The sequence below is a fragment of the Enterobacter cloacae subsp. cloacae ATCC 13047 genome, from assembly GCF_000025565.1.
Classification (GTDB): Bacteria; Pseudomonadota; Gammaproteobacteria; order Enterobacterales; family Enterobacteriaceae; genus Enterobacter; species Enterobacter cloacae.
This window is the reverse complement of sequence record NC_014121.1, coordinates 1,566,980-1,591,541: the sequence shown is the minus strand read 5'-3', so window position 1 is coordinate 1,591,541 and position 24,562 is coordinate 1,566,980. Positions and strand designations below refer to the sequence as shown.

The window sequence follows — 24,562 nt, the reverse complement described above, 5'->3', positions numbered from 1 at the left end:
CCTTACACATTCCGGTTGTCGTTAAGCGTCAAACTTTGCTTAAGCGCGCTCCAGCGCGCCTCGTCTTCTTCATTGAATGCTCTGAGTGCCGAGAGAGTAAAAATCATCAGGACCGGTTTACCCGGGGTCTGCACCGCCAGCTGTTTTTGCCACAGGCGCTGGCCGTTACGGTCAAACGAGGTTTCAACTGCCAGACCGTTGATTTTTCCGTCAGGACCGGCTTTTACGCGCTGAAATTCACTCTGGACGATCTCCCCCATCTGTGGGCGCAGCAGCTCCCACTGGCGGTGGAACTCTTTCTCATGATCGCTGCCATCCGGGATAACCCCGCGACTGACAACCACAGACAGCCCGCTTTCGTCATCGCGAATGATGTTCATCGTGTTATCCTGCCAGGCAGCAGGAAAAAGGGAAAACGAACCTTCCTGGAGGGTGTATTTCATAGGTGGACTCGGGATGATTAATATTGAAAGAAATAAAGTGTCCGGTTTGATTTGGCCTTTTGAACGGCTGTTTCGTTATTCAAGCCAGTGGCCCGACTGCTCAACCAAAATATGGCCGCCTTTGCTGACAACCAGTTTCAGTGGTGCATAGGTCACGGTATAGGTAACGTCCCCATTCTTATAGGTTGAGCCGGTTATTTTACCTGTGGGATCCTGAAGCGTTTTCCCCTTTAAGGAGATCGTACTGTTATCACTTTTGCGAACGCCAAGATAATCCATCTGGCCACACTCACGCTCGAAACGCCCGCAGTTATTTACCAGAAAAATAGTGAACTTATCGGTATCCAGCTTTCTGGTTTCAACGTTATGAACGGGAGCCGCTTTATTTAACGTATAACGCAGCGGAGCATAATAACGGCCTTTTTGAGGAGGCGTTACTAAACGCCACGTCATTTTGCTTCCGTTAATTTCCAGAACTGCTCGTCCATCCACACCGCCAAACGAGGAGTCGAACTTAACGTTCGCACGATTGCCCGTGATAGCACCGCTTAGATTGTGTTCATCCTCTGCGGGACAATCGATGCGGTTTCCTCTCTGAGAGATATAGCAATATGACCCGGAGATACGGTCGCCTGATTCCGTTAAACGCAGGGTTAGCGTCGAGTCAGTGCTGAACGTGCCTGCCCACACCCCGTCAAACGTTAATTTTGCCTGGCTGTTCGTTGCAAAATGCATCGCTTTGAATCTGGCAGCCCATTGCTGAATATCAGCATTCACCACCTGACTATGATCAGATGACTGATAATGAATAACGTCTGACTCAGGAACGACCCAGGCCGTATAGATTTTGCCGTCAGGTTCAACGACCAAAGCTGACGCATTCTCCAGATAAAGATCGTTAAGCCAGCCTTCAACAAACAGGCCTCCGCCTGAGGTTGAATGGGGTTCGCCAAAGACATCAAAATTGCTAATAAACGTCTCGTAATCGCTGCCCAGCGTCTTCCTGAGCGTCTCATTCACTTCGCTGTCGTTAACGATGTGGCCTACGGTATCGAGCCTATTGTATTGCGATAGATCAAGCGCGGCTGAAGTTTCAACTGAGCCCAGTAATAGCGCGGTGAACAATGCGCATGCTAAATTTTTCCTGGCCATAAATTACTCTTGGGCGCCATTATCGTAATTCATTGTTATTGTCACAACCTTGCTGTCTTTAATCCCGAACGAGAGAAGCTTGTTACCCAACTGATAAAAACACCATTGTTCCCCGGCATCATTTTCCATCTGCCCCTTGCCATATGCATTACTGAGTTCCCTGGCTGTTGACCCTACATGAATACCGCGCGGTGTTTTGCCCTCTCCGGCGGTAAGGGTAATTTGCGATACGATATAATCGTCAACATTGCGTTCGACCTTATCCCACCAGAGATTGGAAACATAAATGTCAAGCCCCGTCTTTTGATGCTGGTAGAATTTATAGTGGGTTCCGTCAAAAGGAACCTCACCGACAAAATAACCTTCTATCGGCACCTCAATTTTACGCGCAACGTCATCTGTCCATCTTTCGCCCAATGTGACAGTCTCATCTTCCATCTGCACAGTAAAATCCTGGTTTACTAAAACCGGCGGCATATTATGTGCATACACCCCATAGCAGTTCAGAGCGGAAAATATCGCGGTAAAACGAAGAAATATTAAAATGTAATTTTTCACGTTAATCACTGCCCGCGCTAATGACAACCGAGTCCAGACAATCAGGTTTATTTACGGAGAAACTGAAACTAACCTTTTGTCCATTCATATTTTCTGGCGCGGTATAGCTGGTCACTTCATTTCCGGAGCGGCCTCGGGGATAATCCGTTAACACCAGCTCCGGATAATGCTTTTTAACGGCATCGAGTGTGATGCACTGACCTGACGGGGAAAAACTCAGTAACGGTGCCATGCCGTCGCGCTCTTTGCTTACCCGTAAATCAATCCCGGTAATGCGCATATCCTCTGCCAGCCTGACATCATCGGCATGATAGAAGTGAATGTATTCATTATCTTTCGTCAGCGTAAACTGCAACGGCAGATCATTAACACTGGTGTTGGATAGCGTTCTAAGTGAAACACTCATCTCTGCAATGAACATCCAGAGATCTTTTTTCGTTGCGTGTCCTTCTGGCATGCCCATCGCGAATAACGCGACAAGCACCGCTCCAGCCTTAATCACCCTTGGTCGTGAATTTCGCCTGAACCGCCGCATCAATGTCTCCTTTGTGCCCCGCGCCCGGCGCCGTTGTGCCTGGCTTAGCGCCTGACGTATTGAGATGCAGCTTACCGCCCGTGGTGATGTGACCATCCCCTTCAACGAAGAAGTTAAACTCTTTACCGATCAGGCTAATTTTGCCGTTAGCGTTAAGTTCAATCGCACTTTCACCTGACACCAGCCGCAGTTTGGTGCCGGAGGCAAGGACATACTGCTCCACCGCCGCATCCAGCTTTCCTTTGCCGGTCAGGATCTCGGTTCCGCCTTTTACCGCCTGGATCTGATTCGCTTCCACGCGATGCAGTTCGTTTTCTTTACGTAATGGCTACGCTCGCCGCCGACGCTGTGCGTTTCGTCATTCTTGATGCTGGTATCCATATTTCGCTCGGCCTGGATCCACACCTGCTCCGCACCCGCCTTGTCCTCAAACCGCAGGGCGTTGGCGTTATCCACGGAACCGTCTTTCGTGCGGCTCATAAAGCCCATCTGCGTCGCCGCTGCCGGCAGCGCCCACGGTGGCATGCTGGCATCGTTGTACACGCGCCCGGTAATAATCGGACGGTCCGGGTCACCGTTGATAAAGTCCACCACCACCTCATCGCCCACGCGCGGGATCTGCACCCCGCCGTAACCCTGGCCTGCCCATGCGCTCGACACACGCACCCAGCAGGAGCTTGTGTCGTCCCCTTTTGCCAGACGGTCCCAGTGGAATTTCACCTTCACGCGGCCATATTTGTCCGTCCAGATGCTCTCCCCCTGCGGCCCGACAACCTTCGCCGTCTGCGGGCCGTAGGTACGCGGCCACGCCGTGGACTGCGCCGGACGGAACGACACCGACGCCGGGATAACCGTGAAATCGATGCGGTGGATGGTCTCCCCTTCGCCGCTCGCGTAGCGGTTCTCTTCCAGATGATACCCGGCCGCCGTCACCAGATAGTCACCGTTATCGCTGAAGAACGGTGCGTTGGTCAGGGTGAAGGTGTGGCCCGGCGCAATACCCGCCGCCGTGGCCGTGGCCTGAATCTGCTGATGCTCCACCTGCCAGCGCTCCTGACGAATGCGGGCGTAGAACTCCGCATGCCCGGTCTCCACAAAGCGCCCCGGCCAGTCGTACACGTCAATGCTGCCTGGCTTCGGCGAGGCCGGGTTCTGCTGCGCCTGGAACAGCCACGCGTTCGGCTTGCGGAAGTCGTAGTCGTCGAGGCTGTAAATGCCCGGCGTCACGCTGTCCTCCAGCGCCCACTGGCTGATACCCTCTTCGTCCGTGCTGCCGCCGGACGGCGTCTGGTGATAGGGGATGACCTCGTAGCCGCTGAACGGCTGATGCTGCGTGGCGGCATCGGTGAGCACCAGGGTGTGTTTGTCGGCCTCGTGGCTGAAGTAATACGCTATCCCCTCCAGCTCCATCAGGCGGCTGATGAAGTCCAGGCTCGACTCCTGATACTGGACACAGTAGTCCCACACCCGGTAGCTGCCGGTGAGCTTATCTTCCACGTTGACCTGATGCTCGCCCAGCAGGGTTTTCACAATCTGCGGCACCGTCTGCCCCTGGAAGATACGCAGGTTACGGTCGCGCTTCATCGGCCACAGGTCCGGCTCCACCGTCAGCTGATACACCGCATAGCGTGTGCCCGTCAGCTCAACGGCGCTCACCGCCACGCGCGTGACTTTACCGTTGATGTAGCGCGGGGTAAGCAGGTTCTGGGTGGGGATGGTCACCGTGACCGGCTGGCCCAGCAGTTTGCTGCGGTCGATACGCGCATCCGTGCCGAGCAGGGTCAGCGTCAGGGCGAACGACTCGGACATCGCCTCGCGGCCGGAGAGTTTCCAGAAAAGCAGCCCCTCGACGGGGAGCTGAACGGTAATTCGGTTGAGCATAATCGTTATTCCACTATGGGCTAATCTCAGTGCCAGACGTTAACTCATCGTCAGTACGCAATGCGGAAACGCTGTTGATGCGATAATGAGTAGCTGTAAGATTGACTTTCCTTGCCGCAAAAATAAAACCACATTTTCAGCGGCTTTATTTGAATGGTTCTATATGAATACCGTGAGGTCACTTTTTTTCAAAACGAAAAGGGGAAAGGTTGGTACGAATTATATCATCTCAATCATCGTGCTTACTTAAGCCATAAACCCGAAACATAAGGAAACCTCCCAGTGAAATTATGGTTTTAGCAACAATAACTAATCCTGGAGAGACGGCACGCGTCACAGACAACATTTCTTCATAATTCTCCGCGTTGTACCTTTTATGCCCCTTCGTTATCCCGGAAAAAATCGTGCATAGCAACACTACAGTTAACTTTAACCCCCATACGCACAGAAAAGACATAGAAAACATAATCGAATATTGTTTGGCCGTAGCAAGGGAAAATAATGAAATTGACTGGGCAAGCCATTTCAACAAAAAACCAATAACGACAGTCACCAGTAACACCAGGACGAACATCCCCCCTGTCAGGATCCACTGTTTTTTATTATACAAATCCTTTCCATTCCAGACGAGTGCTAGCGTCCAAATCATAAAGAGAATAAAGAAGAACCAATGCATCGTAACATCCCTTATTTATACACATTAATCTCTCCGCCCTATTTTCTGCCAAAGCAAGGGTTATATTAGTTTCATCAGTTTTCATCCAGACAATCCAAAAAACAGAAAGGATAATACAAATAAGGGAGGATAAAAAAATAAGTTATTATACGAAAATACCTTCAGGTGCCCTTTCAAACAATTCACCTGCAATTTTTGTGATACGTTCGTGTTGTACAAGTTTGTTTCTCCACTCCAGCGGAATACCGGAATAACCATACAACGCGCCTGCTATTTGTCCCGCCGTCGCCGCAACGCTATCCGCATCATCGGCAAGATTGGCCGCCAGTAGAATGGCATCACGGAAATTATCAGTATTCCATACGGACCACATTGCGGCCTCAAGTGTGTCGATAACATAACCACTTGAACGTATCTGGTCGCGTGTTTTTTGCTTATACTCACCGGCGTTGACGATCATGACACGCGGCTGTAGCGGCAGGATGTGTGGTGCAAAAGTAAACTCTTTGTTGCGACCGTTAATCATAAGTACGAGTAAATAGCTTAAATACTGTGCACTATTTATTGATTCCGCGGCACCATGTGTAGCAATACTCTGTTTTTTAGCTTCGTAGAATGCTTTTTTTATTGAATTTCTAAAAAAAATTGAGACCGGCGCCAGTCTAATAATAGAAGCATTGCCTGCAGCTTCGGGTGCAGTATTAGCGTTCCAGCCCGCTCCAAACTTTGAATATTGCTCCAAAGCATAACGCGTCATATTGCCTATATCAAAGCAAACACCATTAGAACTATTATAACCATGCTGATACCAATCCAGAAGTTTACTCCGGAAGCAGGTTGTAGGCTTTGTTGAATAAATCAGATTTCGGGTAAGTCTCCCCCGTAGCGGGTTGTGTTTTCAGGCAATACGCACGCTTTCAGGTATACCTGCTTTCGTCATTTTGTTCAGCGCTCGTACCAGGGCCATAGCCTCCGCAACCTGACCATCGTAGTCACGCAGCGTCAGTGAACCCCCGAACAGCTGTTTTACCCGGTACATCGCCGTTTCCGCTATCGAGCGACGGTTGTAATCTGTTGTCCATTTCCACCGCGCATTACTCCCGGTCATTCGCTGATTAGCCACTGCACGGTTACGGTCTGCATATTCACCGGGCCAGTAACCCGCACCTTTTCGGGGAGGGATAAGCGCGCTGATTTTCTTACGCCGCAGTTCATCGTGACATAGCCGGGTATCGTAAGCGCCATCGGCGGCGGCTGACCTGATTTTCCGGTGGGTTTGCCGGATTAACCCGGGGAAGGCCTCTGAGTCCGTAACGTTGTTCAGCGACAGGTCAGCGCAGATGATTTCATGTGTTTTACTGTCAACGGCGAGATGCAGCTTACGCCAGATACGGCGGCGTTCCTGGCCATGCTTTTTGACTTTCCACTCGCCTTCACCGAAGACCTTCAGCCCGGTGGAATCAATTACCAGGTGTGCGATTTCACCCCGGGTGGGCGTTTTGAAACTGACATTAACCGACTTTGCCCGCCTGCTGACACAGCTGTAATCCGGGCAGCGTAGCGGAACGTTCATCAGAGAAAAAATGGAATCAATAAAGCCCTGCGCAGCCCGCAGGGTCAGCCTGAATACGCGTTTAATGACCAGCACAGTAGTGATGGCAAGGTCAGAATAGCGCTGAGGTCTGCCTCGTGAAGAAGGTGTTGCTGACTCATACCAGGCCTGAATAGCTTCATCATCCAGCCAGAAAGTTATGGAGCCACGGTTGATGAGGGCTTTATTGTAGGTGGGCCAGTTGGTGATTTTGAACTTTTGCTTTGCCACGGAACGGTCTGCGTTGTCGGGAAGATACGTGATCTGATCCTTCAACTCAGCAAAAGTTCGATTTATTCAACAAAGCCCAGGTTGTATCTGCATCACCTTTTTCAAGAAGCGTTTCAGCAAGACATAATGCCATGGATGTATCATCCGTCCATTCACCTGCGTGAAGTCGAAATGGCCCACCGCCTTCCATATCATTTACATGAGCAGTGTCACGAGGTAAAAACTCGAGCGTAGTACCAACAGCATCTCCAACAGCAAGACCAATAAGCGCACCTATTGCACGATCCCTTGATTGTTCGGATGGAATATGACAAGACGGTGTCGAGTCCCATCTTTTTTGTGCATAACTGCTCGAGCATGAGTCTAATGGTTTATTATCATAATTATATTGCATCCTCTGCTGGGTAACAGGATCGCTAGCGGGTAAGTAATTACGATACTTATCGACGTATTTCAATATCGTATTCAAATCAGAATGTAGATCGATCATGGGAATTCCTTTCGCGCTAGCTAACCGATTTTTATGTTTCTAATTACGTTTACTTATTAGCATTGAAAACAAAAAAACCATCCACTTCCTGCTGGATTGCTGTCTGGTGAGATGCCCCTGGCGCATCGATGGCATTGCTGCCATCAGCAGGGTTAAGATGCAATTCCCCGGAAAGCGTGTTTATTTGCGCACTCTGTTTTGCGGTAAAGTTAAAGTTATTGCCAATGATATTCACGCTCCCGTCTTTTGATAATTCGATAGCGCTTTCACCACACTCCAGCCTCAACGTATTGCCCGCTGAAATAATAAAGTCATTAACAACTTTATCGCTGCGGCTGTTGCCCGTCAGGCAGACCACATCCCCTTTAACCCCTGCCTTCTGATTTTTTGCCACCCGTAAGGTTTCATCCTCTCCCACATATTGGGTTCGATTTTTTTCCGTGGCATGCGATTCATCATTTTTGACGTTGATATCGAGATTGCGCTCGGCCTGGAGCCACACCTGTTCCGCACCCGCCTTGTCCTCAAACCGCAGGGCGTTGGCGTTATCCACGGAGCCATCTTTCGTGCGGCTCATAAAGCCCATCTGCGTCGCCGCCGCCGGCAGCGCCCACGGTGGCATGCTGGCATCGTTGTACACGCGCCCGGTGATAATAGGACGGTCCGGGTCACCGTTGATAAAGTCCACCACCACCTCATCGCCCACGCGCGGGATCTGCACCCCACCGTAGCCCTGGCCCGCCCAGGCGCTCGACACGCGCACCCAGCAGGAGCTGGTGTCGTCCCCTTTTGCCAGACGGTCCCAGTGGAATTTCACCTTCACGCGGCCATATTTGTCCGTCCAGATGCTCTCTCCCTGGGGCCCGACAACCTTCGCCGTCTGCGGGCCGTAGGTACGCGGCCACGCCGTGGACTGCGCCGGACGGAACGACACCGACGCCGGGATAACCGTGAAATCGATGCGGTGGATGGTCTCCCCTTCGCCGCTGGCATAGCGGTTCTCTTCCAGATGATACCCGGCCGCCGTCACCAGATAGTCACCGTTATCGCTGAAGAACGGTGCGTTGGTCAGGGTGAAGGTGTGGCCCGGCGCAATACCCGCCGCCGTGGCCGTGGCCTGAATCTGCTGATGCTCCACCTGCCAGCGCTCCTGACGAATGCGGGCGTAGAACTCCGCATGCCCGGTCTCCACAAAGCGCCCCGGCCAGTCGTACACGTCAATGCTGCCTGGCTTCGGCGAGGCCGGGTTCTGCTGCGCCTGGAACAGCCACGCGTTCGGCTTGCGGAAGTCGTAGTCGTCGAGGCTGTAAATGCCCGGCGTCACGCTGTCCTCCAGCGCCCACTGGCTGATACCCTCTTCGTCCGTGCTGCCGCCGGACGGCGTCTGGTGATAGGGGATGACCTCGTAGCCGCTGAACGGCTGATGCTGCGTGGCGGCATCGGTGAGCACCAGGGTGTGTTTGTCGGCCTCGTGGCTGAAGTAATACGCTATCCCCTCCAGCTCCATCAGGCGGCTGATGAAGTCCAGGCTCGACTCCTGATACTGGACACAGTAGTCCCACACCCGGTAGCTGCCGGTGAGCTTATCTTCCACGTTGACCTGATGCTCGCCCAGCAGGGTTTTCACAATCTGCGGCACCGTCTGCCCCTGGAAGATACGCAGGTTACGGTCGCGCTTCATCGGCCACAGGTCCGGCTCCACCGTCAGCTGATACACCGCATAGCGTGTGCCCGTCAGCTCAACGGCGCTCACCGCCACGCGCGTGACTTTACCGTTGATGTAGCGCGGGGTAAGCAGGTTCTGGGTGGGGATGGTCACCGTGACCGGCTGGCCCAGCAGTTTGCTGCGGTCGATACGCGCATCCGTGCCGAGCAGGGTCAGCGTCAGGGCGAACGACTCGGACATCGCCTCGCGGCCGGAGAGTTTCCAGAAAAGCAGCCCCTCGACGGGGAGCTGAACGGTAATTCGGTTGAGCATAATCGTTATTCCGTAATGTTTTATGCTAAATAAATGTATCAACAAAGACGAGATTATTGACAAGACGTTTTGGGATATGCACAAGTCACCGTCTGCTTAATTTCGATACCGCTTTTGCCTTTTTAGATATTCATTATCCTGCTCATGAGGAAGAATAACTTTTAACCCTTGTGCCATCTGCGAAGCGATGTAGTTTACATTTGACAGATGCCGGGCAAGCTCTTCATCGGTAGTTTCAAATTCTTTTGCAGCCATAGCGCCAAGATTTAACGTATGGAGTTTACTTTTATCTTTATTCTTTCCTGTCAGGATATCCCTGACATACGCCACTTGTTTTCCAGCCATGTTATACAAAGAAAAAGAAGGATGAATTGACTTTCGCTCCTGGATAACGCCGAGGGCATTTTCAATATAATCCATCGCTGTATAACTTTGTTTATTCATGCCTATCCTTTAACTTCCGTACCAGATTGACAAAATGACATCCATAACTCTCAAAACTCGTCAGGGTATTTTTCCGCCAGTACGCATTGTTTCTGAACATAGTCAGGATCCACTTCATGCGGTAATTTCACTTTAACGCCACGGAGACGTTGATCTGCGATATACCATGCTTCCGTCAGTCTCTCGAAAAAGAGCTCATCTGAGTTTTCAAATTCTCTGACCGCATAAATGCCAAAAGTCATTCTCTTTAATACGGATTTGTCAGCTTTGTTTTTGATCACAATCTTTTTCAGAATGCGTAACTGCTGCACAATCTCATCATACATATGTAAAATTGGCTCCCTGGGGTACTTGCCATTAATTTCCGCATATCTTTTTTGCGCCAGTCTGAGGGCTCTTTCGATATAGTCCCGTTCAGTTAACGGTAAAAATTTGTTTGCCCCATCACCCGCATCCCATTTTTTCATGACAAATATGAGCGAGCCAATTTTTACTATTTCAGACAAAATGAACAGCGTGATATTAAGAGATATAACACTCATTCCGAGACCGACAATAATCATCGGGAACAAGGTCACCGAACAACTCATGGTGAGCAGGCGTAGCACTTCCTGCGCCAGAGCAAACCGGACGGCATATCGATGAGCTGTGAAAAAAAACCAGGCAGAAAAGAGTAATGAAACCGGCCACAGAAGGTATACGAGGTAAAAAAGACCCGTCAATAAACCGTTTACCCCTCCTGCTATCAGCATGAAGATGATGACACCAAAATTCCCACCGGTAGAATCCCACCATGACTGAAGCAAGTGGTATGGGCCGACAAAATAAAACACAATGCCGATGACATCCATAATGCCCCAGAAATAGAATATTTTATTTTTTGCAGTTATATTCACTCAAGCCCTCATTTAATCGATTCGGGTGGCCACTTACCACTCTGTAGACGCGGTTGTGTTTTTTTATCATAAAGCGTATTCATTAACTCGCCACGCTCAGAGCCTTAACCAGCGTAAACTGAGAATCATTGAAATAATCCAGGAATTACAATTTTCTATCCCAGCTGCATCCTCGCAAAAGATTTATGATAACTAAGGCTTTGTTGAATAAATCAGATTTCGGGTAAGTCTCCCCCGTAGCGGGTTGTGTTTTCAGGCAATACGCACGCTTTCAGGTATACCTGCTTTCGTCATTTTGTTCAGCGCTCGTACCAGGGCCATAGCCTCCGCAACCTGACCATCGTAGTCACGCAGCGTCAGTGAACCCCCGAACAGCTGTTTTACCCGGTACATCGCCGTTTCCGCTATCGAGCGACGGTTGTAATCTGTTGTCCATTTCCACCGCGCATTACTCCCGGTCATTCGCTGATTAGCCACTGCACGGTTACGGTCTGCATATTCACCGGGCCAGTAACCCGCACCTTTTCGGGGAGGGATAAGCGCGCTGATTTTCTTACGCCGCAGTTCATCGTGACATAGCCGGGTATCGTAAGCGCCATCGGCGGCGGCTGACCTGATTTTCCGGTGGGTTTGCCGGATTAACCCGGGGAAGGCCTCTGAGTCCGTAACGTTGTTCAGCGACAGGTCAGCGCAGATGATTTCATGTGTTTTACTGTCAACGGCGAGATGCAGCTTACGCCAGATACGGCGGCGTTCCTGGCCATGCTTTTTGACTTTCCACTCGCCTTCACCGAAGACCTTCAGCCCGGTGGAATCAATTACCAGGTGTGCGATTTCACCCCGGGTGGGCGTTTTGAAACTGACATTAACCGACTTTGCCCGCCTGCTGACACAGCTGTAATCCGGGCAGCGTAGCGGAACGTTCATCAGAGAAAAAATGGAATCAATAAAGCCCTGCGCAGCCCGCAGGGTCAGCCTGAATACGCGTTTAATGACCAGCACAGTAGTGATGGCAAGGTCAGAATAGCGCTGAGGTCTGCCTCGTGAAGAAGGTGTTGCTGACTCATACCAGGCCTGAATAGCTTCATCATCCAGCCAGAAAGTTATGGAGCCACGGTTGATGAGGGCTTTATTGTAGGTGGGCCAGTTGGTGATTTTGAACTTTTGCTTTGCCACGGAACGGTCTGCGTTGTCGGGAAGATACGTGATCTGATCCTTCAACTCAGCAAAAGTTCGATTTATTCAACAAAGCCGATAACTAATGCAAAAAAGCTTCGAATACACATATCCCTTCAGCGCTTGATTAAAAGCCTTTACTACGCACGAACCCCTTTCTTAGCATATTTATAATATATTAGGGAGTACAATTTCAGCGTCTCGGAGATCATAAACAAAACAAGATTAACCCAAACATTCGATATACTAGTAACATCTGCAAGCAGCGGGAAAAACGCAACGGAACAGCGAAATGAGATCAACCGAAAAACTTCTTGAAACAGAGCGAACTTAACTGCACAGCGTTGCCGCTTAAAGAAAAAAATTGCCGAGAGAACAAAAGAAAGCAGTAGCCCTAAATCCAAAGCAAAAAGAAGTAACACCAGCGCACCAGGCACCAAAGTGCTGTGTGCAGACCATAAATCAATAAATGATAAAGCATCCGAAATGACAGGCATTCTTCCCTTCTGCACTGAATTCAGACAATAAAGTATGATGGCAAGAGTATCCATGCCACCCCAGAAAAAGAAAACTTTGTCTTTTACAGTCATGACCTGTTTATCTCTTATTATACTGCCGCAAGTGGCCATTTACCGCCGTAATGATTCATTTTTCTTTTATTTGGTTTAAGGGTTGATATGACTTATCATCTTCTTTTGTGTCAGTTAAAAGACCATCCAACCGCCCAGAACAACAGGTCATATCATGTTATCTGGGTTTGTTAAGAGCGATTTACGGGAGCTTTTTTAACTTCACCTAGCTTGCCGCTTAAGTAGTCTTGCGGATTTGGCTTCTATATACATCCCTGTAATAGAAATATGAAAATCGGCATCCGACGAGCAGTAAGATGCATATGTTATACGTTTCCTATTTAACCGGAGTTGGTGGCCATTTTCCGCCATGTTGAATAAGCACATCTTTAATTTCGTTAAGTTTTTTATATTCGTCGCTGCCTACCTTCGCCCTATCGAGGAAACGCTGCAACTGATTACCCATCGTCCAACCATTATCAGCTTTGATTTCAGGGTCAGCCCCGCGTTCAAGTAAAAGAAGAACATGATCGTACGAGTGGAAATCCAGGGCATCAATAAGTAGTGTATTTCCCAAAGAATCGGTGATATTTATATCGGCACCTTTATCAAGCATAGCCTGCAACGTCTTGGTGTTTTTGGCTTCAAGTGTTTGGAAAATAATTGGTTTCCCAAAAGTTTTATCAACGGCATTTGGCGATAAACCCGCATTTAACATCGCCTTGATCCAGTCCGCGTTGTCTGCCATTAAAACAAACTCAGCTGGACTATTTTTTCCTTGTGGCCTCGGTTGCAGAGGGTCTGCACCCGCTTTAATCAGCATGGTGATAACATTTAACCGCTCCGGTGTTTTCTGATTATTGATCGAATTCATGACAGCCCAAAATAACAATGTCATATCTTCTTTACCGGGCTTGTTTAAATCCGTCCCTGACGCTAATTTAATTACCTCATCAACTTCGCCATTCTCGATTGCACGAGCTAATGTGAGCTGTTGTCCGCTAAAGTAATTATCTGGTTTTAAATCCATATTTTGTTTACACCCCTGAACCATTAAAATCAAACAAAGCATTATCCAGCCTGATAAGAACGATTTCATGCACGACTCCTAATAATTGAAATGTCTTCATCCTTTTGCTGTTCTATGCAATCTATTGCCTGACCAATGCCATGGCGGTCCAATGGACCGCCTGTCCCGCCGGGAAGATCGTGAACAACTCCAGCAGCATTAGGCATAATGGCAGAGATTTCTTCTTTGGCTATAAGCGTTGGGATGTGGCCTTTCAACATTTTATAGTCTTCCGCCAGATTAACTTCCTGGATTTTTGTCAGCAATTCACCTTCAACACGATAAGCCTGAATATTATCCGCCTCACCCAGCAAGCTTCCACCGTATTTTTCAACAGTGGTTGAATGCAGACCAGCCGCATTGAATGTCCATCCAGCCTGACCGCTTGCGATAGAGGTAGCAGAGGCCAACCCACCACCCAGAGAGTGGCCTGCAATATCGATTTTAGATACCGATTTAGCCAGACGTGATCCCAAGCGTACTGCCCGCTTATAATAATCCGACTCCATACCTAAACCTTGAGCACCATTGTTTATCCAGTCAGCCATGTTCTTCGTGGGAAAAAACTCAGGTTGCCTTGATCCTCTGAACACGATTGTTGGATTCATGTCACTGCCAAAAACCGCAGAATCAGGTTGATAAACTCGCGCCAGGAAGTCAGGCGTATCGGCATGGTCAAAAAGAACTTCTTTATCCAGACCATATTTCTTCAAAGCACCCGCATCATTACTGATATCCTTCCACCCCTCCGGTACTCCCGGCGTGGCCTCAAGCGGGTTCACGGTCTTATACACATTCTCTGCCAGCTTCGCTTTCTCAACCGCGATATTATTCGCCGCCAGCCGCTTAGCCGCGATTTGCGCATCCGGATAGAGGCTATTACTCCCCTTCGCAATCAGATCCTTACGCGCCTGCCAGCGTTCAGCTTTGGTCATATTCTCCAGCTGTGCCGCATAGGTTTTACCGTCTTTGCCCGGCGTCGGCTCATCCGGCATCTGTGCCGCTTTGGATTTGACTACCTGTTTCGGCAGCACCGTTGGCGCAGGGCGGGAGCCATAGGTTCGCACCATGGTTTCGTAGCGGTCGACAATTGTACTCACCGGGTACCAGCCCAGACCGTCCAGCGAGGCAGCCTGCAGACGGCCATCAGCATTGATATAAAATATCTCCGTCACTGACGACCAGTTACGATAGCTCTCGTCGATCGCCACCACTCTGCCCATGTCGAGATCCTGCACAATCAGCTTACGGATATCGCGCCCGGACTGGTAAGGATTCGCGCCAGTGATGGAGTGCAGCAAGTCGTAACGTGTAAACAGCGAGCGCAGCGAATTGTCGGGCACCGACATAATCCACTGCCCGGCAACGGACGGGTGGATAATTTTCGCAAAAAGCGCGGGCGAGACGTTCTCGCTGAAAAGATAGACAAATTTTATGTTGTACATTCGCTCCGTCCTGTTACCAGTCCCTTTTCGCCTTGTTTACGGATTCACCAGCCAGGTGCCAGGCTTCACGATATCCAGCGTCTGGCTACGGGTTCTGCCGTTGCCCTGCAGTTCAATGCTCACCTCACCCGCAGGCAGCTTGAGCGATGCATAGCCGTTGTTCGCCGGACGCAGCGCTTTCGGCTCGCCGTTCACTTTCAACGTCTCGCCGTCAAGGATGCGAATGTAGACCAGAGCAATCGGGCTGGCTTCAACCGGTGGCGGCGTCGGTTGCGCTGTCGCAGGCGTTGCCGCTTGTTCGCTTACCTTCGCGGTCTCCTGTTTGACATCTGGCGCGTTCGATGCGGTTTCCGTCGTGCGGGATGCTTCCGGCGCTTGCGCAGCCTGTTCTGGCGCATCGTGGCCGCCGCTGAACAGCATCGCGCCAGCGACCACCCCAACCAGCACACCCGCGGCAACCATCCCGGGGATCTTGTAACGACGCCAGTCAAATGCCGAAGCCGGTGCCTCTTCTTCCACCGGCACCAGCATGGTGCCCGGTTTTTTAGCAGTCAGCACGTCATCGATACCGGCGACCGGCATCTCGATTAACGCCGCGAACTCATCAATAGACTGCGGACGGTCTTCCATGTGCAAAGCCAGGGCACGGTCGATAGCCTGCAACAGCGACAGGGAGTACCCCTGCGGCTGGATTTCCGCCAGCGGTTTGCAGGTATCCTGAATAGAACGCACCACGCTGACCGGCGGCGGTGAGCCCACGATCAGGGTGCGCAGCACCGCGCCGAGCGCGTAGATATCCGTCCACGGTCCCTGCTCGCTTTCGTTGTCGTCGGTGTACTGCTCGATAGGCGCAAAGCCCGGACGCAGCATGGTCTCGGTTTCGTCAGAGAGGTTACCGATGGTGCGACGCGCGGAGCCGAAGTCCAGCAGCACCGGCAGGCCGTTATCCTGGATCTGAATGTTATCCAGCGAAATATCGCGGTGCAGATAGCCCTCGTCATGGATGGTCTTGATTGCGCCAAACAGCATCGGCAGCGTACGACGGATCCATGCCTCGTTAATCAGCTCCGGCTTCTCCTCGCGCAGGCGAGAAAGCGTGGTGCCGCTGTAAAACAGCGTGCCCATGTAAGCCGTATCGTTTTGCACCCAGAAGCGCAACACGTGCAGCAGGTTCGGGTGGTTGAAGCGCGCCAGCAGGCGGGCTTCCTGAATGAAGCTGTTCAGCCCCGCCGAAAACGCTTTGCCAAAGCGTTCGCTGCGCAGTACCAGCGTCATGTCGTCGCCGCGCACGGCGAGCGAGGAAGGCATAAATTCTTTGATAGCGATAGTGCGTTCGAGCTGGTGATCCCAGGCGCGATAGACGATGCCGAATCCGCCGCCGCCAATCACCTCTTTAATTTCAAACTCGTTGAAGCGATACCCGACCGGGAGCGCGTTTGGGACAGTCCGATTGTTATCATTATCCGTCATCTTTTACAGTTCTCTTGATGATTATTACGCGGCAAACTGACAGTGAAACTCGCCCTGCTCGCAGGTGACATGCAGACGTCGGTACTGCTCGTCGCTGCGGCTGGCGGTAAGTAATATCTGACTCATCTGAGGCAGCAAGGTGTTGGTCAGGATCGCATCCACCATACGTCCACCTGATTCCACCTCGGTACAGCGCTGAACAATCTGTTCTACAACGCTGTCATCAAACTCGGAAATAATATTGTGATTCTCTTCCAGCCGACGCTGAATGCGTTTGAGCTGCAGGCGAACAATCTGCCCCAGCATCGCGTCGCTCAGCGGATAGTACGGCACCACCAGCAGACGGCCCAGCAGCGCCGGTGGGAACACCTCCAGCAGCGGCTGGCGCAGCGCCCCGCTTAACGCCTCCGGCTCCGGCATCAGTTCCGGATCGGCACACATGGCGCTGATAAGCTCGGTCCCGACGTTAGACGTCAGAATAATAATCGTATTACGGAAATCAATGTGACGACCTTCGCCATCCTCCATCCAGCCTTTGTCGAAGACCTGGAAGAAGATCTCATGTACGTCCGGGTGCGCTTTTTCGATTTCGTCCAGCAGCACCACGCTGTAAGGACGGCGACGGACGGCCTCGGTTAACACCCCGCCTTCACCATACCCGACGTATCCCGGGGGTGCACCTTTTAAGGTGGAAACGGTGTGCGCTTCCTGGAATTCACTCATATTGATGGTAATGACGTTCTGCTCACCACCGTACAGCGACTCCGCCAGCGCCAGCGCGGTTTCGGTTTTCCCCACGCCGGACGGGCCACAGAGCATAAACACGCCAACCGGCTTGTTCGGATCATCGAGTTTTGCCCGGGAGGTTTTCACCCGGCGGGCAATCAGATCCAGACCGTGACGCTGGCCAATCACCCGCTGGTTCAGCGTGTCGGCGAGGTTCAGTACCGCATCAATCTCGTTTTTCACCATCCGGCCCAGCGGGATGCCGGTCCAGTCAGAGACTACGGCCGCCACCACGTTTTCATCCACAGCGGCAAACAGCAACGGTTCATCACCCTGTAAGGCGTTCAGCGCCTGCTGCTGCTCTGCCAGTTGGCTGCGCAGCTCAGCGGTATCCTCATCACCCGCCGCAAACAGTGCGGCACGCAGGCGAATGATCTCCTGCACCAGGCTACGCTCGTCTTCCCAGCGCCGGGCCAGGGCCTCACGTTTGGCCTCATACGCGTCACGCTCTGCGGTTAATGCCGTGACGCGCTCAGATTCCCCTGCACCGACGCGCGCTTCGCGCTCCGCTATCTCAATTTCTACGTCCAGCGCCGCAAGATGGCGCAGGCAATCTTCCAGCTGCGCCGGAGGTGCACTCTGGCTCACCGCCACGCGGGCGCAGGCCGTATCCAGCAGCGCAACGGCTTTATCCGGCAACTGACGGGCCGGAATGTAGCGATGCGAAAGCTTCACGGCTGCGCTAACCGCTTCGTCGAGCAGTAAGACCTGGTGGTGGGTCTCCAGCGGCGACACGGTGCTGCGCAGCATCAGAACCGCTTTGGCCTCATCGGGTTCATGTACCTGCACCGTCTGGAAGCGACGGGTCAGTGCCGGATCTTTCTCGATGTATTTTTTGTATTCCGCCCAGGTAGTGGCGCCAATGGTACGCAGTTGTCCACGCGCCAGCGCTGGCTTCAGCAGGTTGGCGGCATCACCGGTGCCCTGCTGACCGCCCGCACCGATCAGGGTGTGGATTTCATCGATAAACAGAATGACTGGCGTGGCGCTGGACTGCACTTCATTGATTAATGCCTGCAGACGGGCTTCGAACTCGCCTTTCATCCCGGCACCGGCCTGCAGCATACCGATATCCAGCAGCCACAGCTGAATGTTTTGCAGCGGCTCCGGCACATCGCCGTCGGCGATGCGCAGCGCCAGCCCTTCCACCACCGCCGTTTTTCCGACGCCGGCTTCCCCGGTCAGCAGCGGGTTGTTCTGGCGGCGACGCATCAGGATATCGATCATCTGGCGGATCTCTTCATCGCGCCCAACCACCGGGTCAATTTTGCCTTCACGGGCACGGGCGGTCAGGTCCTGACCATACTGGGCCAGCGTCCCCTGGGCAGCAGGCACCGAACCGGCTGGCGCATCCACTGCGGCAGCGGCCTGCTGCGTCTCTTTGCTGTTAGCACAGATAGTATCGAACTGCTCAATCAGCACCTCGACGTTAAGACGGGTAAACTGCGCCGAGATGCTCTTCAGCACGTTCGCCAGATTCCAGGTTTTCAGAATGCCGATCAGCAGATGGCCGCCGCGGATACGGCTGACGCCAAACTTCAGCGATCCATAGACCCAGGCGCGCTCGACGGCGCTGTCGATATGTTCGGAGAGATCGGAAACGGAACTGGCTCCGCGCGGCAGGGCATCGAGCGCCGCCACGATATCGCGCGTCAGCTGCTGTTCGTCGAGGGCAAAATGACGGATCACCTGTTGCAGATCGCCATCCTGCTGCTGCATCAACTGATGCAGCCAGTGCACCAGCTCGACGTAGGGGTTGCCGCGCAGCTTGCAGAACGCGGTGGCGCTTTCCAGAGAGGTAAATAACAGCGTATCCAGTTTGCCGAAAAGCACGGCACGGCTAATTTCTGACATGTTAGTTTCCATTAACAATGATTCGGTATACGGAAGGATTACCGCTCTGCGCGATACACCAGATCGCCACGCGGGACAGGCTGCGGCTGAAGGCCCAGCCAGGTGTTGTACCCCAATCGCCCGGTGCTGCCGAGCGTGGCGCCCTGCACGGCGTCAGCGCGCAGGATCACCCGTGTTTCCCATTCAAATTCCACCCCTGCGTACTGGCGTACCCAGTCCCGCAGTTCGGTTACCCATGCTTCACCGGGCAAAAACCGGTTGTACTCTTCCGCGCTGAGTGGGCCAATCTCGATGCGAAATTTATGCTGCACATCGCGGACCGCCACGCCCAGAAACGCAGATTCGCCCATCCGCGGCACGCGGCGTCCTGCTCCCAGCTGCGCCTGCTCGCGCGGTGAAAGCGGCATCCACTGCGGTACGTTGGCGATCAGTTTGACCGGGGCTTTAAAATAGTTACGCAGGATTTTTTCCAGACCTTCAGGATCCCGTCCGTGGCGGGTCAGGTGTCCGGCGTGGGTAAAGCGGGCATGGGCGCTCAGGCTGCCTTTGTCCATCTGGCCGGGCTGCCCCATACCAATCAACGACGCCAGATATCCCTCAAAACGTTTATTGTCGGCGCGGTCGAGGGAGACGGCAGGCTGCGCATCGGCCCAGGCGCGATAAAACAGCAGCGTCAGACGATGATGGAACAGATCGGCAAACGCGCTCAGGCTGGTGTCCTGATGATGATGGATCCGCTCGCGGGCGTACTCGGTCATGTGAACCGGCAGCGGCCCGTTAGGACCAAACAGGCCGAAGCTCAGAATGGAGACCTCGTGCAGCCCGTTGCCTTCGCGCTGGCGTACCTGCGCCACCGTCGAAGGTGCAAAACTCATCGACGGCTGCTGGCCCAGGCGTAGCGGCTCGAATTTTGGCAGCGGCGCACGCCCCAGCGGGTAGCGTTCCCCGCCCTGAGCATCAATGCGCCTTAACAGCTGGAACAGATCGTAGCGCCATGGCGTCTCGCGAACCCCGCGCCAGAAACTGTCCGGCAGCGGCGTCAGACGATGGACCTTCAGTGGCGCAGTGACAACGTCGCTCATACCAGTGCCCTTTTGCCCATACGCGGCGCCCAGTAGCCGATCTCGCCGCGCTGCTGACTTTTCAGGGTGAATTCCGTGAAGCTGTTGATCGACACCAGACGGGCAAACAGCCGCTCCAGCACGCTACCGAAAAGCCAGGGACTGGCACCGGAAAACGCACGTTCATCCACCGTCAGGGTAATGCCGATGCCACGGGCGAAGACGACCGGTCCCGGCTCGGGCACGCGGCGGTGAACCGGCTCCAGCACGCAGTGACGAACCCCTTCTACCTGACGCGCAACCGGCGTCTCCGCGAGATTGGCGTACAGCCCTAACAGCTGACGCAGCGCGGCGGCGCCCTCTTCGTTTTCACTGTCCATCAGGCTGAGGTAGTTCATCTGTAGCTGGCTGATCAACCGCCAGGTGCTGAACCCTTCTGCCAGCGCCGGACGCGGCGGCGTCGGCCCCTTACGCAAGGTCAGCGACTTCACCGGCATGGAGTCAGCCATAATGAACTGTCCCAGCTCCTGCTGCAGCATCAGCGGCAGATCCCGGCTGGTGCACAGCACCTCGGCGGAGATATAGCGCAGGTTCTCCTGCCAGGGTGCATGCTGCTCATCCACCAGCGAGACAAAGACCTCTGAGCCAATGTAGCCGGTGCGGGTGCCGTAACGCAGGGCGTGCTCAGAGAGCACGCGTTGTTCCCGGCGCAGGGAAAAGTAGGCCCCGTAGTTGCCTGCATCGCCGCTCCAGGTGCTCCAGAACGGACGAAACGTCTGGTCGTCGCGCTGACCATCCGCACTGCCGTATATCTTGTTTACCGCGTAAATTTCATAATCCAGCGGGCGGATGTTATCCACCACCAGATGGTATTCATGCTGGCCTTCGCTCAGCTTCTGACGCGCCGCTACCTTCGGGAACAGGTTGATCACTGGCGTGCAGTGCAGGGCCAGATGGCTGGCATCGACAACGCGCTCCAGCTGTTCATCGGTTTTATCCAGCAGAATGAAGATATCGAAGGCTTTTTCGTTTTCGCAGCGCTGGATCAGTTTGCTCAGCCCGCTCAGGCTGATGAAGCGGAAACGGGCCGGAAAAGCAAAGTACTCCTGCAACAGACGGTAGCCGTCAAAGTTGCGCAGATCGTCCGGGAGTAGCGACTGATCCGCGTCAAACCCTTCCTGACGCAGGGCATCAGACGCCAGCACATCACGCTGCGGATGTTTGCTGACGGTCTGGCAGACCACCCCGACATGGTGCTCCATTACCAGCTCCAGCAGCTTTAACGCCTCGATATCCGGGCCACTAAGGAAAAACTCCAGCCGGTCAAAATCAAGGTGGCCGAGGTTTTGCGGACCGTCGCAGGCAATGCGGATCCGTAAGGCGCTGCTGATCCCCTGCTGGCCCAGACCAAGCTGTGTCAGGGGCAGGTCGGCAGGCACACCGCCCAGCTCAACCTTGTCGATTTTCAGCGGCAGCAGGTTCACCTCATGCGCCGTGGTGTAGCTGCAGGTCACGCCGGTTTTCTTCAGCGCCAGGCTGTCCATCATTGTGCCGCGTGGCACGATAAAACCGTTGCTCAAATCGCCACGGCTGCTGTCAGGCTGAATTTCAGCAATCGCCATGGACGGAGTGGGCGCGAGATAGTTCGGCGCAATCATCTCCAGCAAGCGCTGGGAGAAGCGCGGAAACTCCGCGTCCATTTTCATCTGCACGCGCGAGGTCAGAAAGGCAAAGCCCTCCATCAGTCGTTCGGTGTACGGATCCGCCACTTCGATGCCGCGCATGCCCAGCCGTCCGGCCACTTTGGGATAGCGCTCGGCAAATTCGGCGCCCATCTCACGCAGATAGGCCAGCTCACGGTTGTAATATTCGAGCAGTTTACTTTCCACGATCACCCCGCATCTTTCAGTTCAAAGTGGCCGTTTTCCAGATCGACATCGGTACGAAACAGAAACTCCAGCGGGTACGGCACACACCACAAACGCCCTTTTATCTCGATGGAGAGCACGTTGTGCAGATCCAGCGAGGAGGTGTCCGACACACAGCGGACCTGCAGCCCCTGGGGCAAAATGCGGGGTTCAAAGTTGACAATGGCCTCGGTGAGTTTGCGCTGAATGTCGTGCCATTCGATATCCGACATGCGCTTTCCGGCCAGCGGCGCAACGCCAAAATTCACTACCGAACGGCTTACGTGTGGCAGCATGCTCAAATCGCCGGAGGCGTCGTGATTGATGGTATTAAACAGCCACTGCAGATCCCGCAGCACGTTGCGACGCAGCGCGGCATGGGTGATCAGGTTGCTGTTGGCCGACTCGCGCTTTTTCTCCGGGTCGTTATCGGTGAGGCGATCGAGCAGCGAGGGCTGCATTTTATCGCGCGCCCCCACCTTCTCCTGCTTACTGCGGGCTTGCCAGCCGCTGCGCAGCAGATCGCCTTCGCCAGCAGGATTACTCATGGGCTCCATCCGTTGCAAAAGTAACGAGACTCAGCGACAGCAGCGGGCTTTCGCTTTGCTCGCTGAGCCAGGCTTTCTGCCCCAACCCTTCATACAGAGTGCCGTCATCATCGAGCGGCAGCCACTCGGTGGTGCGTGCGAGTTTAACGGCGTCAGAGGCATCGGCTGCAAAAGGATAACGCGCCGGGATCTGACACACCTGCTCCGTCCCATCGGTCAAACGCACCAGCGCATGACGCCAGACCAGATCGGTGACGCTGGCCGGCGTCTGGAAACGGATCTCTGCGATAGCGCTAAACGGCAGCCAGAAGTAACGGCCGTTAACAAGGGTTTCGCACACCGGCCCCAGACGGGCATCGCCGTCCATCAGCCATTCAAAGGTCTGCGTCTCATCATTCTCTAGCGTCCATTGCCCCGCGCTCGCCTGCGCCTGTTCAAGGGCTTCCAGACGCAGCGCGTGAGCGCGTTCATCGCTCTCGCTCAGCGCGGCAGCAAGGGTGGTCAGCCATGGCCACTGGGCTTCCGGCATGGCCGGACGACGTTCTCCCGCCATCACCTGCGCGCGCTGCAGTTCTCCCTGAATGCACTGCTCCAGCAGGGTGACGGTGGGTTTCGCCTGCGGCTTAAGCGCCAGCCAGCTTTTCAGCTGGGTCAGCGCGCGCGTCCAGTTACCGCTGAGGGTGAGAAACTGCACAAACGCGGCACGGAGATCGGCATCCGCCGGACGGGCTTTAATCTCGTTTTCAAGACGCACCAGCGCGTCGCTGAGCGACTCGCCCGCCAGATGTTGATAGAGCGTATTCATAGCCATTCCTTAGTTTGCCGCGCGCCAGGCGCCCACTGCCGGGTCACGCAGCTGAGGACGCAGGGTATCAATCAGGACAATATTCAACGTGGTGCCAGGGGTAACCCAGGCGCTCCAGACCTTCTTCACTGCAGCAATACGCGCCTGCAGTTTTGCATCGTCGCTGGCGGTTTCACGCGAGATCTCCACGGCCACCGTGCCGTTGCTTTTCCAGCCGTTCAGGGCGCTGTCGTAAGGCAGGATCATCCAGCTCTGGTCGCTGTTCGGGGTGCTGAAGACCATACGCTCTTTGTTGACGGAGGTGATCAGGGCATGTTCCGGGTCGACGCTTTGATTCAGCCCCATCACCGGGAAGCCGTGAATGTAGGTCACCGCTATCTCTTTTTGACCGCCGCTGCGGGTCTGCGAGATAACCGTGTGGCCGCTCAGCCAGCTGCCGTTGCCGCAGCGGGTCGTGTCGGAATCCGGAATAAACAGCGCCGGCGCGGAAGATCCCCCTTCCCAGAAGGTGCGCAGATGGCAGCCGTCCTGGAGGGTAAACTCCTGCCACGGTGTGCGGTCAGCGGCCACCGTGTTGGTTTCAGCGTTCTGGTCAGGTGGCAGTAACGCGCCGCTGGTCTGGGTCGCAGCGGGTGTCGTCTGCTGCTGTTTCACCACCAGCTTCCACTCCTGAGCTTTGTCTGCTGTTCCCTGCGCAAGCGTAGTCCCTGCCGGATCGTTGAGGGCCCAGCTCAGCTTATTCACTTTGCTGCACTGGTGTTCCAGCAGCGAGCCGAGACGCGGAACAAAGTTTTCCAGCACTGAAACGTCTTTATTGCCGTTCGCCACAATGCGCAGCGCAATCTCTGATTTACACCAGCTCTGCGGGGTGTTGTCTTTGATGTTGTCGATCCAGATATCCAGCTTCTGCGCAGGAGACTGCACGATGCGGAAATTTTCAGCCTGGGCGGTGGAGGCCACCGCCAGAAGTGCCAAACCCGATAGCCAAAGTTTCATA

Annotated in this window: 21 protein-coding genes and 2 pseudogenes; all 23 read right to left on the bottom strand. The window is 53.7% G+C overall.

What is annotated here, in order from left to right; all coding sequences use genetic code 11:
- Positions 1-2: 2 nt before the first annotated feature.
- Positions 3-443, bottom strand: coding sequence for a DcrB-related protein (locus tag ECL_RS07690; protein WP_044158315.1), 441 nt, complete (start codon positions 441-443; stop codon positions 3-5).
- Between the two features lie 75 nt (positions 444-518).
- Entirely contained in the window at positions 519-1,595 is a 1,077-nt protein-coding gene (locus ECL_RS07685; RefSeq protein WP_013096203.1) for a hypothetical protein, read from the bottom strand.
- A 3-nt stretch (positions 1,596-1,598) separates the two neighbouring features.
- Entirely contained in the window at positions 1,599-2,039 is a 441-nt protein-coding gene (locus ECL_RS07680) for a hypothetical protein (RefSeq protein WP_225368447.1), read from the bottom strand.
- Between the two features lie 115 nt (positions 2,040-2,154).
- Positions 2,155-2,637 carry a hypothetical protein gene (locus tag ECL_RS07675; protein WP_013096201.1) on the bottom strand — a complete coding sequence of 161 codons (483 nt, stop codon included), beginning with the start codon at positions 2,635-2,637 and terminating at the stop codon, positions 2,155-2,157.
- 10 nt (positions 2,638-2,647) lie between these two features.
- A pseudogene (locus tag ECL_RS07670) lies at positions 2,648-4,569 on the bottom strand (type VI secretion system Vgr family protein).
- A 229-nt stretch (positions 4,570-4,798) separates the two neighbouring features.
- Positions 4,799-5,245, bottom strand: a complete 447-nt coding sequence (locus ECL_RS07665) for a hypothetical protein (RefSeq protein ID WP_235123302.1) — start codon at positions 5,243-5,245, stop codon at positions 4,799-4,801.
- 145 nt (positions 5,246-5,390) lie between these two features.
- Positions 5,391-6,083: pseudogene (locus ECL_RS07660) on the bottom strand (ADP-ribosylglycohydrolase family protein); the annotation flags it as partial.
- A gap of 60 nt (positions 6,084-6,143) precedes the next feature.
- Entirely contained in the window at positions 6,144-7,112 is a 969-nt protein-coding gene (locus ECL_RS07655; RefSeq protein WP_013087110.1) for an IS5-like element IS903B family transposase, read from the bottom strand.
- A 1-nt stretch (position 7,113) separates the two neighbouring features.
- On the bottom strand, positions 7,114-7,557 hold the full coding sequence (locus tag ECL_RS07650) for an ADP-ribosylglycohydrolase family protein (protein WP_082208141.1): 444 nt from the start codon (positions 7,555-7,557) through the stop codon (positions 7,114-7,116).
- A gap of 49 nt (positions 7,558-7,606) precedes the next feature.
- Positions 7,607-9,535: a type VI secretion system Vgr family protein gene (locus ECL_RS07645; protein ID WP_013096197.1), complete on the bottom strand. Its 1,929-nt coding sequence runs from the start codon at positions 9,533-9,535 to the stop codon at positions 7,607-7,609.
- 96 nt (positions 9,536-9,631) lie between these two features.
- Positions 9,632-9,979 carry an immunity protein Tsi6 family protein gene (locus ECL_RS07640; protein WP_013096196.1) on the bottom strand — a complete coding sequence of 116 codons (348 nt, stop codon included), beginning with the start codon at positions 9,977-9,979 and terminating at the stop codon, positions 9,632-9,634.
- A gap of 50 nt (positions 9,980-10,029) precedes the next feature.
- Positions 10,030-10,875 carry an immunity protein Tsi6 family protein gene (locus ECL_RS27665; RefSeq protein ID WP_013096195.1) on the bottom strand — a complete coding sequence of 282 codons (846 nt, stop codon included), beginning with the start codon at positions 10,873-10,875 and terminating at the stop codon, positions 10,030-10,032.
- Between the two features lie 252 nt (positions 10,876-11,127).
- Positions 11,128-12,096, bottom strand: coding sequence for an IS5-like element IS903B family transposase (locus tag ECL_RS07630; protein ID WP_013087110.1), 969 nt, complete (start codon positions 12,094-12,096; stop codon positions 11,128-11,130).
- Between the two features lie 95 nt (positions 12,097-12,191).
- Positions 12,192-12,641 (bottom strand): hypothetical protein, encoded by a 450-nt coding sequence (locus tag ECL_RS07625; RefSeq protein WP_164928058.1) that lies wholly within the window; start codon positions 12,639-12,641, stop codon positions 12,192-12,194.
- A gap of 316 nt (positions 12,642-12,957) precedes the next feature.
- A complete protein-coding gene (locus ECL_RS07620) occupies positions 12,958-13,719 on the bottom strand; it encodes an ankyrin repeat domain-containing protein (RefSeq protein WP_013096194.1) in 762 nt (253 codons plus the stop codon).
- Entirely contained in the window at positions 13,716-15,134 is a 1,419-nt protein-coding gene (locus tag ECL_RS07615) for a Tle-like phospholipase domain-containing protein (RefSeq protein WP_013096193.1), read from the bottom strand. The genes ECL_RS07620 and ECL_RS07615 overlap by 4 nt, the downstream gene beginning before the upstream one ends.
- Before the next feature lie 36 nt (positions 15,135-15,170).
- Positions 15,171-16,604 carry a serine/threonine protein kinase gene (locus ECL_RS07610; protein WP_013096192.1) on the bottom strand — a complete coding sequence of 478 codons (1,434 nt, stop codon included), beginning with the start codon at positions 16,602-16,604 and terminating at the stop codon, positions 15,171-15,173.
- A gap of 24 nt (positions 16,605-16,628) precedes the next feature.
- Positions 16,629-19,244: a type VI secretion system ATPase TssH gene (tssH, locus tag ECL_RS07605; protein ID WP_013096191.1), complete on the bottom strand. Its 2,616-nt coding sequence runs from the start codon at positions 19,242-19,244 to the stop codon at positions 16,629-16,631.
- 38 nt (positions 19,245-19,282) lie between these two features.
- Positions 19,283-20,326 carry a type VI secretion system baseplate subunit TssG gene (tssG, locus tag ECL_RS07600; RefSeq protein ID WP_013096190.1) on the bottom strand — a complete coding sequence of 348 codons (1,044 nt, stop codon included), beginning with the start codon at positions 20,324-20,326 and terminating at the stop codon, positions 19,283-19,285.
- Entirely contained in the window at positions 20,323-22,194 is a 1,872-nt protein-coding gene (gene tssF / locus ECL_RS07595; protein ID WP_038420938.1) for a type VI secretion system baseplate subunit TssF, read from the bottom strand. Before tssF ends, tssG begins: the two co-directional genes overlap by 4 nt.
- A gap of 2 nt (positions 22,195-22,196) precedes the next feature.
- Positions 22,197-22,760 (bottom strand): type VI secretion system baseplate subunit TssE, encoded by a 564-nt coding sequence (tssE, locus tag ECL_RS07590; protein WP_013096188.1) that lies wholly within the window; start codon positions 22,758-22,760, stop codon positions 22,197-22,199.
- Entirely contained in the window at positions 22,753-23,565 is an 813-nt protein-coding gene (locus ECL_RS07585) for a type VI secretion system accessory protein TagJ (protein ID WP_013096187.1), read from the bottom strand. Before ECL_RS07585 ends, tssE begins: the two co-directional genes overlap by 8 nt.
- A 9-nt stretch (positions 23,566-23,574) precedes the next feature.
- Positions 23,575-24,561 carry a hypothetical protein gene (locus tag ECL_RS07580; protein ID WP_013096186.1) on the bottom strand — a complete coding sequence of 329 codons (987 nt, stop codon included), beginning with the start codon at positions 24,559-24,561 and terminating at the stop codon, positions 23,575-23,577.
- Position 24,562 lies beyond the last annotated feature (1 nt).